Genomic DNA, 14540 nt, shown 5'->3' on the forward strand with positions numbered 1-14540 from the left:
GAGTGGGAGTTTCGCCAGCACGGGCGACGTCATGCGTTATTAACATGACACCTGCGGGATCAGGGCCTTTCCCGGGGGAAGTCCTCCTCCCAGAACTCGGCCGCGGCGCGCTCCGGAACCCCATCGCCGGGGCCGGTCAGGCCGTGCCGCTGGTCCTCCTGGCCGCGCAGTTCCACCCGCCGGATCTTGCCCGAGACGGTCTTCGGCAGCTCCGCGAACTCGATCCGCCGCACCCGCTTGTACGGCGCCAGCCGCTCCCGGGCGAAGGCCAGCACCGACCGCGCCGTCGCCGCGTCCGGCTGATGGCCGGGGGCGAGCACCAGATAGGCCTTGGGCACCGAGAGCCGCACCGGGTCGGGCGAGGGGACGACCGCGGCCTCGGCCACCGCCGGGTGCTCGACCAGCACGCTCTCCAGCTCGAACGGGGAGATCCGGTAGTCGGAGGACTTGAAGACGTCGTCGGTCCGGCCGACATAGGTGACGTAGCCGTCGGCGTCGCGGAAGGCCACGTCACCGGTGTGGTAGAAACCGCCGGCGGTGGCCTCGGCCTGCCGGGCCGGGTCGTCCTGATAGCCCGTCATCAGCCCGAGCGGGTCGCTGTCCAGCGGCAGGCACAGCTCGCCCTCGGCGCCGGTCTCGGTGACGACGGCGCCGGTGAGTGGGTCGACCAGGGCGATCTGATAGCCCGGCAGCGGCAGTCCCATCGATCCGGGCTTCACCGTCAGCCCCGGCGGATTGCCGATCTGCGCGGTGGTCTCGGTCTGGCCGAAGCCGTCCCGCAGCAGCACCCCCCAGGCGTCCCTGACCCGCTCGATCACCTCGGGGTTCAGCGGCTCACCGGCCCCGACCAGCTCCCGCAGCGGCACCTTCCACTGGGTCAGGTCCTCCAGCACCAGCATCCGCCACACGGTCGGCGGCGCGCAGAAGGAGCTGACCCCGTGCCGCACCATGGCGTCCAGCAGCGGGCGGGCCGCGAACCGCGGCTGATTGACGATCAGGATCTCCGCCCCGGCGTTCCACGGCGCGAAGAAGTTGCTCCAGGCGTGCTTGGCCCAACCGGGTGAGGAGACATTGAGGTGGACGTCGCCGGGGCGCAGCCCGATCCAGTACATGGTGGAGAGGTGCCCGACCGGGTAGGACTGGTGGGTGTGCTGCACCAGCTTGGGGCTGCTGGTGGTGCCCGAGGTGAAGTAGAGCAGCAGCGGGTCCTCGGCCAGGGTCACCCCCTGCGGCTGGAAAGCGCCGCCATGGGCCTGGTAGTCCGCGAAGTCCAGCCAGCCGGCGGCCGGCGGGCCGACCGCGATCCTGGTCCAGTCGCCGTCGATGCCGGCGAAGCGCTCGGCCAGCGCGCTCTGCGCCACCACGTGCCGGACCGAGCCGCGGTCGACCCGGTCGGCGAGGTCGTCGGGGGAGAGCAGGGTGCTGGCCGGGATCACCACCGCGCCGAGCTTGATGGCGGCGAGCATGGTCTCCCACAGCTCGACCTGGTTGCCGAGCAGCAGCAGCACATGGTCGCCGCGGCGGACGCCGAGGCCGTCCAGCCAGCCGGCCAGCTGGTCCGAGCGGCGGCTCAACTCGGCGAAGCTCAGCGCGGTCTCGGCCTGCGGCCGGCCCTCGGCGTCCAGGTCGACCACCCGGAGCCCGACCGCGTCATTGCCGGCCGCCTGCCGGTCGAACCAGTCCAGGGCCCAGTTGAACCGCTGCGAGCGCGGCCGGGGGAAGGCCCGGGCGCCGTCGAGGTCTCCGCGGTGCGCCAGCAGGTAGTCCCGCGCGGCCTTGAATTCCTCATAGGCACTGGGTTCCGTCACGGCGCTCTCCTCCCGAACGGCGCCTCGTTGCGCCCACCGGGCACGCTCGCAGCGCGGCACCCCGAAGGTCAAGCCCCTCGGGCCGTGGCGTGGTCGAGCCCTTCGGGCCGTGGCGGGGGAGGTCAGGCCGGCGGGAGTTCGTCCAGGCCCTCGCCGACCAGCTTCGCCAGCCGGTCCAGCGCGGCGTCCGCGCCCTCGGCGTCGGAGGCCAGCACGACCTCCTCGCCGCCCTGCGCGCCCAGGCCGAGCAGCGCCAGCATCGAGGCGGCGTTGACCGGGGTGCCGCCGACCTTGGAGATGGTCACCGGCACGCCGACGGCGCTGGCCGCGCGGACGAAGACGGAGGCGGGGCGGGCGTGCAGGCCCTCGGCCCAGCCAATGGTGACGTGGCGTTCAGCCATGATGCGGTGCCTTTCGGGTGGCGCGGAGCGGTCCGGCGGCGGTGCCTGAAGACCACAGGTTGTCTAGACCATTCTCACATGACCGGACCGGCGGAATGTCCGTTCAAGCGAAGAACAGGGCTTTGGTCCCACCCTGCCCCGCCGCGCAGCCGCCCGCACCCGGAAGTCGTACTGTGACCGGGTGACCGACACGCAGGACACCGCACCCGGCGCGAGCCCGAGCTACCCCTCCCACTGGGAGGCGGACATCCTGCTGCGCGACGGCGGCACGGCCAGGATCCGCCCGCTCACCCCGGACGACGCCGACCGGCTGGTCGCCTTCTACACCGATGTCTCGGACCAGTCGAAGTACTACCGCTTCTTCGCCCCCTACCCCCGGCTCTCCGACCGGGACGTGCACCGGTTCACCCACCACGACTACGTCAACCGGGTCGGCCTGGCCGTGCTGGTCCGCGACGAGATCATCGCCACGGTGCGCTTCGACCGGATCGACGAGACCGGCCGGCCCACCGAGCACAGCACCGACGCCGAAGTGGCCTTCCTGGTCCAGGACGCGCACCAGGGCCGCGGGGTCGCCTCCGCCCTGCTGGAGCACATCGCGGCGGTGGCCCGCGAACGCGGCATCCGCCGCTTCATCGCCGAGGTGCTGCCGGACAACCGCAAGATGGGCAAGGTCTTCACCGACGCCGGCTACACCCAGCACCGCAGCTTCGCCGACGGGGTGGCGCACTTCGAGCTGGACCTGGAGCCCACCGAGCAGTCCCTGGCCGTGATGCGGGCCCGCGAGCACCGGGCCGAGGCCGAGTCCACCCAGCGGCTGCTGGTCCCCGGCTCGGTCGCGGTGATCGGCGCCGGACGCGACCCGCGCGGCGTCGGCCGCAGCGTCCTCGGCAACCTGCTCGCGGCCGGGTTCACCGGCCGGGTCCAGGCCGTCAACCGCAACGCGGGCGAGCTGACCGAGCTGGACGGCGTGCCGCTGCGGGCCTCCCTCGCGGAGCTGCCGCACCCGGTCGACCTGGCCGTGATCGCGGTCCCGGCCGCCGAGGTCCCCGCCGTGGTCGCCGAGTGCGGCGCGCACGGGGTGCAGGGCCTGGTGGTGGTCACCGCCGGCTACGCCGAGACCGGCGCCGAGGGCCGGGCCCGCCAGCGCGAGCTGGTCGGCCAGGCCCGCGCCGCCGGGATGCGGGTGATCGGGCCCAACGCCCTCGGCCTGGTCAACACCGACCCCGCGGTCCGGCTCAACGCCTCGCTCTCGCCGCAGCTGCCCGAGGCGGGCCCGCTGGGGGTCTTCAGCCAGTCCGGCGCGATCGGCGCCGCCCTGCTGGAGGCCGCGCACCGGCGCGGCCTGGGCCTCTCCAGCTTCGCCTCGGCGGGCAACCGCGCCGACGTCTCCGGCAACGACCTGCTCCAGTACTGGGAGGAGGACCAGGCCACCCGGGTGGTGCTGATGTACCTGGAGTCCTTCGGCAACCCGCGCAAGTTCAGCCGGATCGCCCGCAGGGTCGCCGCCGCCAAGCCGATCGTGGTGATCAAGGGCGGTCGGCACACCGGCAGCATCCCGGCCGGACACGCCGCGGCCCTGGCCCGGATCGACGACCGGACCGTGGACACCCTGTTCCAGCAGGCCGGGGTGCTCCGGGTGGACACCATCACCGAGCTCTACGACGCCGCCGACCTGCTCGCGCACCAGCCGCTGCCGCCCGGCGACCGGATCGCCATCGTCGGCAACTCCGACTCGCTCGGCCTGCTCACCCATGACGCCGCCCTCAGCGCCGGGCTGCGCCCGCTGCTGCCGCACGACCTGACCACCAGCGCCACCCCGGAGGACTTCAGCACCGGACTGAGCGCGGCGGTCGACGACCCCGGCAACGACGTGGTGATCGCCGTGGTGATCCCGCCGATCGGGGTCGGCGCCCTGCCGCACTTCCCGGGCTCGGGCCTGCTGGACTCCGGCGCGGCGGCCGCCGCCAGGCTCACCGCGACTGAGGGAGCCCCGGCGGGCGGCGGCCCCGGCGGCGAGCCGTACGCGCCGTTCGCGGACGCGCTGCGCTCGGCCGCCACCCGCGCCAACGCCGCGGGCAAGCCGCTGCTGCTGATCCACCTCGCGCTGCCCGAGCTCGCCGCCCAGCTCACCGCCGAGGTGCCGGGCTACCCCCGCCCGGAACGCGCGGTGCGGGCGCTGGCCCACGCCACCCGGCACGCGGCCTGGCGCCGCGACAACGCCGAAGCCGGCCGGATCCCCGAGCTCGAAAACATCGCCGAGGGCCCGGCCCGCCGCCAGGTGGCCGCCGCCCTCAGCGCCGCCGCCCTCACCTCCGCGCCCGAGGTGACCCTGGACGAGACGGCGGCGGCCGGCCTGCTCGCCCACTACGGCATCACCCTGCTCCGTACCCTGCCCGCCGCCGACGAGGGCGCCGCGGTCCTGGCCGCGGACGCCCTCGGCTACCCGGTGGCCCTCAAGGCCACCAGCCCCAGCCTGCGGCACCGGCCCGACCTGGGATCCGTCCGGCTCGACCTCACCACCGAGGCCGCGCTGCGCCGGGCGCACCAGGAGACCGCGGCGCTGCTCGGCCCGGACGCCCGGCTGGTGGTCCAGCCGATGGCCCCGCGCGGGGTCGACACCACCGTTTCCGCGACGGTGGACCCCGCCGTCGGCGCGATCCTCTCCTTCGGCGTGGCCGGGGCCGCCTCCGAGCTGCTCGGCGACCTCGCGCACCGGCTGATCCCGGCCACCGACCGCGATGTCGCCGGACTGGTCCGGGAGATCAGGGCGGCGCCGCTGCTGTTCGGCTGGCGCGGCGCGGAACCCGTCGACACCGGGGCGCTGGAGGAACTGCTGCTGCGGGTGTCCCAGCTGGTCGACGACGTCCCCGAGGTCGCCTCGGTCGCGCTGGAGCCGGTGGTGGTCGCCCCGCACGGCCTCGCCGTCCTCGGCGCGACCGTCCGGCTGGCGCACCTGCCGGCCCGTACCGACCTCGGTCCGCGGGCGCTGAACTAGGGCAGGCCTGCGGGCAGACGCCGGGGGAACGCGCGCGGATCGCGGGTGGAACGATGGCGCGCACTGTCACCGGTACGTGCCAGGATGGAGTCATGGCGAAGACCGGTATGACCACCACCCAGGGGCTGCGCTCCGCTATCGAGCGCAGCGGCTACTACCCGACCCTCGTCATCGAAGCGGTCGAGTCCGCCGTCGGGGCCGAGCCCGTCTCCGCCTTCCTGGTCCACCAGGAGACCACCTTCGACGCCAACGAGGTCCGCCGGCACGTCACCGTGCTGGTCCTCACCGAGGGTCGCTTCATCGTCAGCCACACCGACGAGCAGGGCGCCGACGACAGCTCCCCGGTCCCGTACGCCACCACCTCCACCGAGAGCGTGCGGATCGACCGGATCTCCTCCGTCGTGGTCAGCCGGGTCGTCGCCAACCCGGAGACCTACACCCGGGGCCAGCTGCCCCGCGAGGTGGTGCTGACCATCGGCTGGGGCGCGGTGTCCCGGATCGACCTGGAGCCCGCCGCCTGCGGCGACCCCAACTGCGAGGCCGACCACGGCTACACCGGCTCCGCCACCGCCGACGACCTGTCGCTGCGGGTCAGCGAGGCCGGGGACGGCCCGGAGACCGTCCAGCAGGCGCTGACCTTCGCCCATGCGCTGTCCGAGGCGACGGTGGCCGCCGGGGCCTGACCCGGCCGCTGTACCGTCGTGTGTCCCCCGTCGCCTCCAGTGAAGATTCCATGACACTCCCCATCGCGCTCGACCCTGCCGCCGCGCCCGCCCCGGCGTACGGCCGCGCCGCCCTCTCCGACCTGCTGCCCGCCGCGGCCCGGGGCCTGGGCGTGCCGGACCTGCCGCCGACCGGGTTGGTCCTGCCGGCCGCGGACCGGGTCTGCGTCTTCCTGGTGGACGGCCTGGGCTGGGAGCTGCTGCGGGCGCACCCGGCCGAGGCGCCGTTCCTCTGCTCGCTGCTCCCCAGCTCGCTGGGCGGCAGCGGGCTGCCGATGACGGCGGGCTTCCCGGCCACCACCGCGACCAGCCTGGCCTCGGTCGGCACCGGGCTGCCGCCGGGACGGCACGGGCTGGCCGGGTACACCGTGCGGATCCCGGGCGACCGCCGGCTGATGAACCAGCTCCGCTGGCAGCCGCACGTCAGCCCGCGCACCTGGCAGCCGCACCCCACCGTGTTCCGGCTGGCCGAGCGGGCCGGGGTGGCGACGTACCAGGTGTCCTCACCGAAGTTCGAGTACACCCCGCTCACCGAGGTCGCCCTCTCCGGCGGCAGCTTCCTCGGCCGGCTGCCCGGCGAGGAGCGGATGGACCTCGCCGCCGACCGGCTGGCCAGTGCCGACCGCAGCCTGGTCTACACGTACTACAGCGAGTTGGACGGCATGGGCCACCGCTACGGCGTGAATTCCGACGCCTGGCGCGGGCAGCTGATGATGGTGGACCGGCTGGCCCAGCGCCTCGCCGAGCAGCTGCCGCCCCGCTCGGTGCTCTATGTCACCGCCGACCACGGCATGATCGACATCGCCCCGGAGCACCGGGTCGACTTCGACGAGGACTGGGAGCTCAAGGCCGGGGTCGCGCTGCTCGGCGGCGAGGGCCGGGCCCGGCACGTCTACGCCGTGGACGGCGCCGCCGCCGACGTCTTCACGGTCTGGAGCGAGGTCCTCGGCGAGCAGATGTGGATCGCCACCCGGGACCAGGCCATCGAGGCCGGCTGGTTCGGGCCCGAGGTCGACCAGCGGGTGTACGAGCGGATCGGCGACGTGGTCGCCGCCGCCAAGGAGGACATGGCGGTGATCGCCACCCGGCGCGAGCCCGGCGAGTCGGCGATGGTCGGCCTGCACGGCTCGATGACCCCGGTGGAGCAGCTCGTCCCGCTCCTCGAAGTCCGTCGCTGACGTACGTCGCCGACTCCGCAACCCCCTCCTGAAAGGTATCCCCGCACCCCATGGCTGAGCTGGTCTTCTTCTCCGGGACGATGGACTGCGGCAAGTCCACTCTCGCCCTCCAGATGGACCACAACCACAGTGCGCGCGGCCGGCAGGGGCTGATCTTCACCCGGGACGACCGCGCGGGTGCGGCCACCCTCTCCAGCCGGCTCGGTCTGGCCACCCGGGCGGTCGAGGTCGGCGACGGCCTGGACTTCCACGCCCATGTGGTGGCCGAGCTGTCGGCGGGCGGCCGCTGCGACTACCTGATCTGCGACGAGGCCCAGTTCTTCACGCCCGAGCAGGTGGACCAGCTGGCCCGGGTGGTCGACGACCTCGACGTGGACGTCTTCACCTTCGGCATCACCACCGACTTCCGCACCCGGCTCTTCCCCGGCTCGCGGCGGCTGATCGAACTCGCCGACCGGGTGGAGGTGCTCCAGGTCAAGGCCCTCTGCTGGTGCGGCGCCCGGGCCACCCACAACGCCCGTACGGTCGGCGGGGTGATGGTGGTCGAGGGCGCCCAGGTGGTGGTCGGCGACGTGGCGGCCAGCTCGGACCTGGTGGGCTACGAGGTGCTGTGCCGACGGCACCACCGGCGCCGGACCACCGCCGCCACCTCCGGCGCGGGCCCGCTGTCGCCCGATGTCCTGCCGTTCGAGGAGCGGGCGCAGCACGTCAGTTGACGCTACGTCAGTTCATTCGGACGATGCCGAACCGGCCGCCCTCCGGATCCCGCAGCAGCGCCGTCCGCCCGTACGGGGTGTCCGTCGGCTGCTGCTCCACGCTGCCGCCCAGGTCGAGGGCCCGCGCCGCCACCTGGTCCACCGAGTCGACCGCGAACAGGATCCGCCAGCGCGGCCGGTCGTCCAGCTCCGGCACCTGCCGGATTCCGGCCACCCGCCGGCCGCCCACGGTCAGCACCACCATGCCCTGGTCCCGCTCGACCCTGGCCGAGTCCGACTGCACCGCCGAGGCGCCGAACACCCCCTCGTAGAAGGTCCCGGTCCGCCGCGCGCCGGTGGTCGCCAGCTCGCTCCAGGCCGCCGCGCCCGGCTGGTGCTGCACCGCCCAGCCGGGGTGGTCGCGGGCCTCCCAGATGCCGAAGACGGCCCCGTCCAGGTCGGCTGCCAGGGCCAGCCGTCCGGCCTGCTCCGAGTCGATCGGCCCCAGCGCCAGCGTCCCGCCGTTGGCGCGGACCCGGTGCGCCACCTCGTCCGCGCTGTCGGCGGCGAAGTAGGTGATCCAGTCCACCGGCATCCCGGTGCCGGCCGGGATCACGCCGATCCCGGCCACCGGCAGCCCGTCCACCACGGCCCGCCGGTACGGGCCCAGCTCCCGGCTGCCGGGGATGAAGTCCCAGCCCAGCAGCGGGCCGTAGAACCGCTCGGCGGTGTCGAGGTCGCGGGCCGTCAGGCTCACCCAGCAGGGCGTCCCCTGCGCATGCCGCGGTCCTGTGCCGGACAACAGGTGCTCCCTTGGTTGACGGACACGCTGAGCCGATGCTGCCATCAACACCCCTCCCGCGCACCGACTACCGCGCGACACGACAGAATGACGTCCATGGAGACAGCCACTCTGATCACCGCCGGACAGCTCGCCACCGCCCTGTCCGGGCCGCGTCCGCCCGCCGTGCTCGACGTCCGCTGGCAGCTCGGGGGGCCGCCCGGCGCGGAGGACTACGCCGCGGGGCACATCCCCGGCGCGCACTTCCTCGACATGAACGCGGACCTCGCCGCCCCGGCCGGCCCTGCGGGCCGGCATCCGCTGCCCGACCCGGCCGTGCTGGGCGCGGCCCTGCGCCGGGCCGGGGTGAGCGCCGACCGCGAGGTGGTCGTGCATGACGCCGCGACCTCCGCCGCCGCGGCCCGGGCCTGGTGGCTGCTGCGCTGGGCCGGGCACCAGCAGGTACGGGTGCTCGACGGCGGCCTGGCCGCCTGGACCGCCGCCGGGCTCCCGCTGGAGCAGCAGGCAGCCCCGGCCGAGGACGGCGACTTCGTACCGGCCCCCGGCGCGCTGCCGACCCTGGACGCGGACGCCGCCGCCGCGCTGGCCCGGACCGGACTGCTGCTCGACGCCCGGGCGGGTGAGCGCTACCGGGGCGAGGTGGAGCCGATCGACTCCCGGGCCGGGCACATCCCGGGCGCGGTCAGCGCCCCGACCACGGAGAACCTGCGGCCGGACGGACGCTTCCTCCCGGCCGAGCAGCTGGCCGAGCGTTTCGCGGCGCTCGGGGCCAAGCCCGGCGCGGAGCAGGTCGGCGTCTACTGCGGCTCAGGGGTGACCGCCGCGCATGAGCTGCTGGCGCTGCACCTGGCCGGAGTCGACGGGGTCGCGCTCTACCCGGGCTCCTGGAGCGAGTGGTCCGGCCAGCCCGACCGTCCGGCCGCGACCGGCCCCGACCGGGGCTGACACAACGAGGAGCGGGGCCGCCGAGGCGGCCCCGCTCCTGTCGTCTGCGTACTGACCTGCTACTCCTGCTTCTTGCGCCTGGTGCCGAACACGATCTCGTCCCAACTCGGCACCGCCGCACGCCGGCCCGGCCGTACGCCGTCGGCCTCGGCCTGCCGGTCGGTGCTGCCGATCAGCCGGTCCCGGTGCGGCGCCGTCGCCCTGGGCATCAGGATGTCCGCGTAGGCGGACCCGGCGCCGACCGCGGCGGCCGGTGGTTCGGCCTGTTCGGCGGCCAGGTCCGGGGTCTCCTCGGGTGGAGCCGTCGGCGGCTGGGCCACGTCCAGCAGGCTGGTCAGCGACTCACGGGCCTCCGCCGCAGGCACGGCGGGGGGCTCGGACGGACGTTCGGGCGTCATGCGGTCAGGTGACAGCCGGTCAGGTGCGTGGCGGTCAGGTGACAGGCGATCAGGTGCATGGCGGTCGGGTGCGACCCGGTCCACCGACATCCGGTCGACCGCCATCCGGTCCACGCCTGCGCCGGGCACGGCCGGTCGCGCCGGGGGCCGCTCGGGGGCCATCGGGCGCATGCCCATGCCCCGGTCGGCTCCGGGCAGCCGGGCGATCCTCGGCACGAACGGGAAGGTCGGCTCCTCCTCGACCCGCTGCGGGCTCTCGCCGATCAGCGAGCGCGCCTCGTCGTCCAGCGGCTGCACCAGTCGGCGCGGCGGGTCGTAGGTCCAACGGGCCTGCTGCGGCTGGCCGCCGACCCGGAAGAACAGCACGATCTCCCAGGTGTTGTCCTCGCGGCGCCAGGAGTCCCAGTTGTCGCTGTCCTTCTCGGCGCCGCGCAGCAGCAGTCGCTCCGCCACGGCGTCGCCGAGCTGGGGTCCGGTGCTCTCGCCCTGGCGGCGCACCGAGGTCTTGCGGGCGCGCTCGGCCATGAAGGCGCGCTCGGCCAGCACTGGTCCCTCGAAGCGGCGGACCCGCTCGACCGAGATCCCGGCGAGCTGGGCGACCTCCTCGGCGCTGGCTCCGGCCCTGATCCTGGCCTGGATGTCGCGCGGACGAAGGTGGCTCTCGACGTCGATCTGCCCCAGCCGGGGGCGGTCGCCGCGCACGGCGGCGCGCAGCCGCTCATCAATCGGAAGAAAGTATTCCGTCGAGTCGGCGGCCTTGAGCACCAGTCGTGATCCGTCATTGCTGACAGCCACGACACGCAGTTCGGGCACGGTTACCTCCCGGGTGGTGCCTGCCGACGTCACCTGCGTCGCTGCTCCCGTAACGAGTGTGACCTGCCGACGGGCGGCAGACCACAACATTGCAGAGTTACCCGGTGCGTCGGCCCCTATCCGCGACTCACCGATTTGGCACGGTAATCATTTTTGTTCGTGCAGGTCGTGAGAACGGCACGCCGAGATGGCCCGCAGTCGGGCTCCACGAACAGTACTCCATTCGTGGCACCCGGGTGGTGCGGCTCGCGGCTCAAGTCTCCCCTGAATCACTGGATTCTCAAGGGTCGCCACTCCGATGGCGGGCCACCGACCGGCGGACGGTGATCATCTTCACACCTTCAGCCTGGCTGGAACCTCTCACTGCCTCGAACGGTCGTACCTCATGCAAGAGGTAAAAAAGATTGTATAGAGGGGCATTGATGGAGGATCTGGATCAGGAGCATCGAACGAAGAGCCGAACAGTCAAGCGCAGGGCCCTCGATCTGAGCGTGGTCCAGGTCGCCGCGAGCGCGCTCGCCGCCGTCGTCGGCGCCATCCTGGCGTCCGAGCTCGGGGTCTACGGCACGATCGCCGGCGCGGCCGTGGTCAGCATCGGCGCCACCACGGGCGGCGCCGTGCTGCAGCACGTCTTCCGGCGGACCGGGGAGGAGATCCGCAGCCGGGTTCCGGCAGCGGCTCCGGGAGCCTCCCGTACCGAGCAGGAGGAGCTCGCGGGTCGGCGTGCGGACGCCGAGGCGGCGTTCGACCCGTTCCACCCGGGCGGCGAGCAGACCAGGATGATGGCGGTGGCCGAGCTGTCGAAGGACGAGTCGGTCGGCACCTACCGGGGCGGCAGCCGGATCCGGCCGAAGAGCTGGAAGTCCTACGCCCTGATCGCCGGACTGGTGTTCGCCCTGGCCATGGGCACGGTGACGGTGGTCGAGGTGTTCGCGGGCAAGCCGCTCGCGGCCGTGGTCAGGAACGAACCAGGGGACGGCACCTCCTGGGGCGGCTCCGCGGGGGGCTCCACGCCGACTCCGCGACAGACCCCGCCGACCGTCCCGCCGACGAACCCGAGCGGCATGCCGAGCGGTGGGCCCAGCGGCTCGACCTCCCCCACGCCCAGCGTGACGCCCTCGACCACGCCCAGCCACAGCGCGGAGCCCTCGACCACCCCGAGCGCCACCCCGTCCACCAGCGGGACCGGAGCCGGGAGCACCGCATCGGGCACTCCCAGCCCCTGAGCTCAGCTGCCGAGCACCCGGCGCAGGTAGTCGTTGCCGAAGCGGCGCTCGGGGTCGACCTGGTCCCGCAGCGCGGTGAACTCGCCGAAGTGCGGATAGACCCCGGCCAGGTACTCGGCGTCGCGGGTGTGCAGCTTGCCCCAGTGCGGACGGCCCTGATGCGCCGTCATGATCTTCTCGACCTCGGTGAAGTAGCCCTGGTCCGCGGTCCCCCGGTAGAGGTGGACCGCGATGTACGCGGTGTCCCGCTCGTTCGCGGTGGACATCCACAGGTCGTCGGCCGGGGCGACCCGCACCTCGACCGGGAAGCTGATCTTCCAGTCGGAGCGCTCGACCAGGGTCTTCAGCTCGCGCAGCACCGAGGTCGCGGCCTCGCGCGGCACCGCGTACTCCATCTCGACGAAGCGCACCCGGCGCGGGCTGGTGAAGACCTTGTAGGAGACGTCGGTGTAGGTCCGCTCGGACCAGGCCTTGCTGGCGATCCTGGCGATGCCGGGGACGACGGCCGGCACCCGGCGGCCGATCCGGCAGGCGCCCTCCCAGACGGTGTTCGACAGGAACTCGTCGTCCAGCCACTTCCGGAACGGCGGCAGCGGCTCGGCCGGGCCCTCGCTGCGGTTGTTGCGCTTGGTGGAGCAGCCGTCGGTGTGCGGGAACCAGTAGAACTCGAAGTGCTCGTTCTCGGTCGCCAGCTCCTCGAAGCGGCCGACCACCTCGTCGAAGTGCATCGGCTTCTCGTGCGCGGTGAGCCGGAAGGCCGGCTCCACCCCGAAGGTGATCGCGCTGACCACGCCGAGCGCGCCGAGGCCGAGCCTGGCCCCGGCGAACAGCTCGGCGTTCTCGGTCGGCGAGCACTGCCGCACACTGCCGTCGGCCAGCACGATCTCCAGCGCCCTGATCTGCGCCGCGGTCGATCCCGAGCTGCGCCCGGTGCCGTGGGTGCCGGTGCTGGTCGCGCCGGCCACGGTCTGCACCATGATGTCGCCCATGTTGGTCAGCGCCAGCCCCGCGTGCTCCAGCAGCAGGTTGAGCTTCTCCAGCGGCAGGCCCGACTCGACGGTGACCGTGCCGCCCTTGTGGTCGATCTCCCGGATTGCGGTCAGCCGCTCGGGACGGACCAGCACGCCGTCGGTGGCGGCGATCGCGGTGAAGGAGTGGGCGCTGCCGACCGCCTTCACCGGCAGCCCGTCCTCGGCCGCGCCGCGTATCGCCGCGGCCAGTTCCTCGACGGTGGCCGGGGCGACGGTGCGGCGCGGCCGCGCGGTCTGGTTGCCGGCCCAGTTGCTCCAGGTGCCCGCGGTGGGGCTATCCGGCCTGGTGCTGCCGCTGGTCGTGGTCGACATGTGCACGCTCCTGCTGCTGTTCCGGTGCCGACCTGAGCCGGCGTGACCCGAGGAACGCCGCGGCTGCGGAGAAGCAGCCCGCGCCCACTGTCACCCAGTAGCCCGACGCCGCCCCCGCACCGTCCACCACCCAGCCCGCCGCCGAGGAGCCGAGGGCCACGCCGACGGCGAGGCCCGTGGTGGTCCAGGTCATCCCCTCGGTGAGCTTGGAGGCGGGGACGATCCGTTCCACCAGCCCCATGGTGGTGACCATGGTGGGGGAGATGGACAGCCCGGCGACGAACAGTGCCAACGCCAGGGCCACGAGGTTCTTCACGAATAGGAGGGGCAGCATACTCACCGCCATGGTGAGGATCCCCACCAGGAACCTCCTGGACAACGGACCGCGCAGTTTCAGCGTTCCGAAGACCAGTCCGGCCACGCACGATCCCAGCGCGTAGACGGACAGCACCACGCTGGACAGCGCCTTGTGGTGCAGGTGGTCGGCGAAGGCCACGGTCACCACGTCCACCGAGCCGAAGATGGTGCCCACGCCGACGAAGGTCAGCACCAGCACCCACAGTCCGGGGGTGCGCACCGCCGAGGTGGACTTCTGCGGGGTCGCCGGGTGCAGCGGCGGCTCGGTCCGCCGCTGGGTGGCGAACATCAGCACCCCGGCCGTCAGCAGTACCGCCGCGACCAGCGGCCCGGCCTCGGGGAATACGGAGGTGCAGAGCCCGACCGAGAGGATCGGGCCGATGATGAAGACGATCTCGTCCACCACCGACTCGAAGGAGTAGGCGGTGTGCAGCAGCGGGGAGCCCCGGTAGAGCAGGGCCCAGCGGGCCCGCACCATCGATCCCATGCTCGGCATGGTGCCGCCGGCCACCGCCGCGGTGACGAACAGGGTCCAGGCCGGGGCGTCGAAGCGGGCGCAGAGCAGCAGCACCCCCATCGCCGCCACGCTCAGCCCGGTGCTGGGCAGGATCACCCGGGTCTGCCCGAAGCGGTCGACCAGGCGGGAGATCTGGGGGCCGAGCCCGGCGGCGGCGAGCGCGAGGGTCGCCGAGACGGCGCCCGCGAGGCCGTAGTCGCCGCGCAGGGTGGACAGCATGGTGACGATGCCGATGCCGGTCATGGAGAGCGGCATGCGGGAGACGAAGCCGGAGGCCGAGAAGGCCAGGCTCCCGGGGGCGTCGAAGATCCGGCGGTAGGTGGACAGCACGGGTCGC

12 protein-coding genes are annotated in these 14540 nt (G+C 73.3%); 6 read left to right on the plus strand and 6 right to left on the minus strand.

Translation table 11 applies throughout. The annotated features are described in order from the left end of the window. Nucleotides 1–59 precede the first annotated feature (59 nt). Together ACXKR8_RS34845 and ACXKR8_RS34850 are read right to left on the minus strand one after the other, a co-directional pair. Nucleotides 60–1808: an AMP-binding protein gene (locus ACXKR8_RS34845; RefSeq protein ID WP_458268538.1), complete on the minus strand. Its 1749-nt coding sequence runs from the start codon at nt 1806–1808 to the stop codon at nt 60–62. A 122-nt stretch (nt 1809–1930) separates the two neighbouring features. Then, nucleotides 1931–2209, minus strand: a complete 279-nt coding sequence (locus tag ACXKR8_RS34850; protein WP_458268539.1) for an HPr family phosphocarrier protein — start codon at nt 2207–2209, stop codon at nt 1931–1933. 181 nt (nt 2210–2390) lie between these two features. Here ACXKR8_RS34850 and ACXKR8_RS34855 point away from each other — a divergent pair, with 181 nt between their 5' ends. The 4 genes from ACXKR8_RS34855 (at nt 2391) to ACXKR8_RS34870 (ending at nt 7823) form a co-directional block, all read left to right on the plus strand. Then, nucleotides 2391–5207 carry a bifunctional acetate--CoA ligase family protein/GNAT family N-acetyltransferase gene (locus tag ACXKR8_RS34855; RefSeq protein ID WP_458268540.1) on the plus strand — a complete coding sequence of 939 codons (2817 nt, stop codon included), beginning with the start codon at nt 2391–2393 and terminating at the stop codon, nt 5205–5207. 92 nt (nt 5208–5299) lie between these two features. Further along, the gene (locus tag ACXKR8_RS34860) at nt 5300–5890 is read left to right on the plus strand and encodes a DUF5998 family protein (RefSeq protein ID WP_458268541.1); all 591 of its coding nucleotides are present in this window, start codon (nt 5300–5302) and stop codon (nt 5888–5890) included. Between the two features lie 50 nt (nt 5891–5940). Continuing rightward, nucleotides 5941–7107 carry an alkaline phosphatase family protein gene (locus tag ACXKR8_RS34865; RefSeq protein ID WP_458268542.1) on the plus strand — a complete coding sequence of 389 codons (1167 nt, stop codon included), beginning with the start codon at nt 5941–5943 and terminating at the stop codon, nt 7105–7107. 50 nt (nt 7108–7157) lie between these two features. Beyond that, on the plus strand, nt 7158–7823 hold the full coding sequence (locus ACXKR8_RS34870; RefSeq protein WP_458268543.1) for a thymidine kinase: 666 nt from the start codon (nt 7158–7160) through the stop codon (nt 7821–7823). Between the two features lie 7 nt (nt 7824–7830). Here ACXKR8_RS34870 and ACXKR8_RS34875 read toward each other — a convergent pair whose 3' ends face one another. Continuing rightward, complete coding sequence (locus ACXKR8_RS34875) at nt 7831–8559, minus strand: VOC family protein (protein ID WP_462099960.1); 729 nt, start codon at nt 8557–8559, stop codon at nt 7831–7833. 141 nt (nt 8560–8700) lie between these two features. Here ACXKR8_RS34875 and ACXKR8_RS34880 point away from each other — a divergent pair, with 141 nt between their 5' ends. After that, nucleotides 8701–9549, plus strand: coding sequence for a sulfurtransferase (locus ACXKR8_RS34880; protein ID WP_458268545.1), 849 nt, complete (start codon nt 8701–8703; stop codon nt 9547–9549). A 59-nt stretch (nt 9550–9608) separates the two neighbouring features. Here ACXKR8_RS34880 and sepH read toward each other — a convergent pair whose 3' ends face one another. Further along, on the minus strand, nt 9609–10793 hold the full coding sequence (gene sepH / locus ACXKR8_RS34885) for a septation protein SepH (RefSeq protein ID WP_458268546.1): 1185 nt from the start codon (nt 10791–10793) through the stop codon (nt 9609–9611). 389 nt (nt 10794–11182) lie between these two features. Between sepH and ACXKR8_RS34890 the strand changes: the two genes are divergently transcribed. Then, on the plus strand, nt 11183–11986 hold the full coding sequence (locus ACXKR8_RS34890; protein WP_458268547.1) for a hypothetical protein: 804 nt from the start codon (nt 11183–11185) through the stop codon (nt 11984–11986). 2 nt (nt 11987–11988) lie between these two features. Here ACXKR8_RS34890 and ACXKR8_RS34895 read toward each other — a convergent pair whose 3' ends face one another. Both ACXKR8_RS34895 and ACXKR8_RS34900 read right to left on the minus strand, forming a co-directional pair. Continuing rightward, complete coding sequence (locus ACXKR8_RS34895; protein ID WP_458268548.1) at nt 11989–13329, minus strand: D-arabinono-1,4-lactone oxidase; 1341 nt, start codon at nt 13327–13329, stop codon at nt 11989–11991. Then, nucleotides 13292–14533: an MFS transporter gene (locus ACXKR8_RS34900; RefSeq protein WP_458268549.1), complete on the minus strand. Its 1242-nt coding sequence runs from the start codon at nt 14531–14533 to the stop codon at nt 13292–13294. The genes ACXKR8_RS34895 and ACXKR8_RS34900 overlap by 38 nt, the downstream gene beginning before the upstream one ends. Between the last annotated feature and the right edge of the window lie 7 nt (nt 14534–14540).

It is taken from the genome of Streptacidiphilus sp. PAMC 29251 (assembly GCF_054208735.2).

Coding starts and splice junctions, on each gene's coding strand:
- ACXKR8_RS34860 (WP_458268541.1), top strand. CDS start 5,300: ATGGCGAAGACCGGTATGACCACCACCCAGGGGCTGCGCTCCGCTATC.
- ACXKR8_RS34865 (WP_458268542.1), top strand. CDS start 5,941: ATGACACTCCCCATCGCGCTCGACCCTGCCGCCGCGCCCGCCCCGGCG.
- ACXKR8_RS34890 (WP_458268547.1), top strand. CDS start 11,183: ATGGAGGATCTGGATCAGGAGCATCGAACGAAGAGCCGAACAGTCAAG.
- ACXKR8_RS34895 (WP_458268548.1), bottom strand. CDS start 13,329: ATGTCGACCACGACCAGCGGCAGCACCAGGCCGGATAGCCCCACCGCG.
- ACXKR8_RS34870 (WP_458268543.1), top strand. CDS start 7,158: ATGGCTGAGCTGGTCTTCTTCTCCGGGACGATGGACTGCGGCAAGTCC.
- ACXKR8_RS34880 (WP_458268545.1), top strand. CDS start 8,701: ATGGAGACAGCCACTCTGATCACCGCCGGACAGCTCGCCACCGCCCTG.
- ACXKR8_RS34850 (WP_458268539.1), bottom strand. CDS start 2,209: ATGGCTGAACGCCACGTCACCATTGGCTGGGCCGAGGGCCTGCACGCC.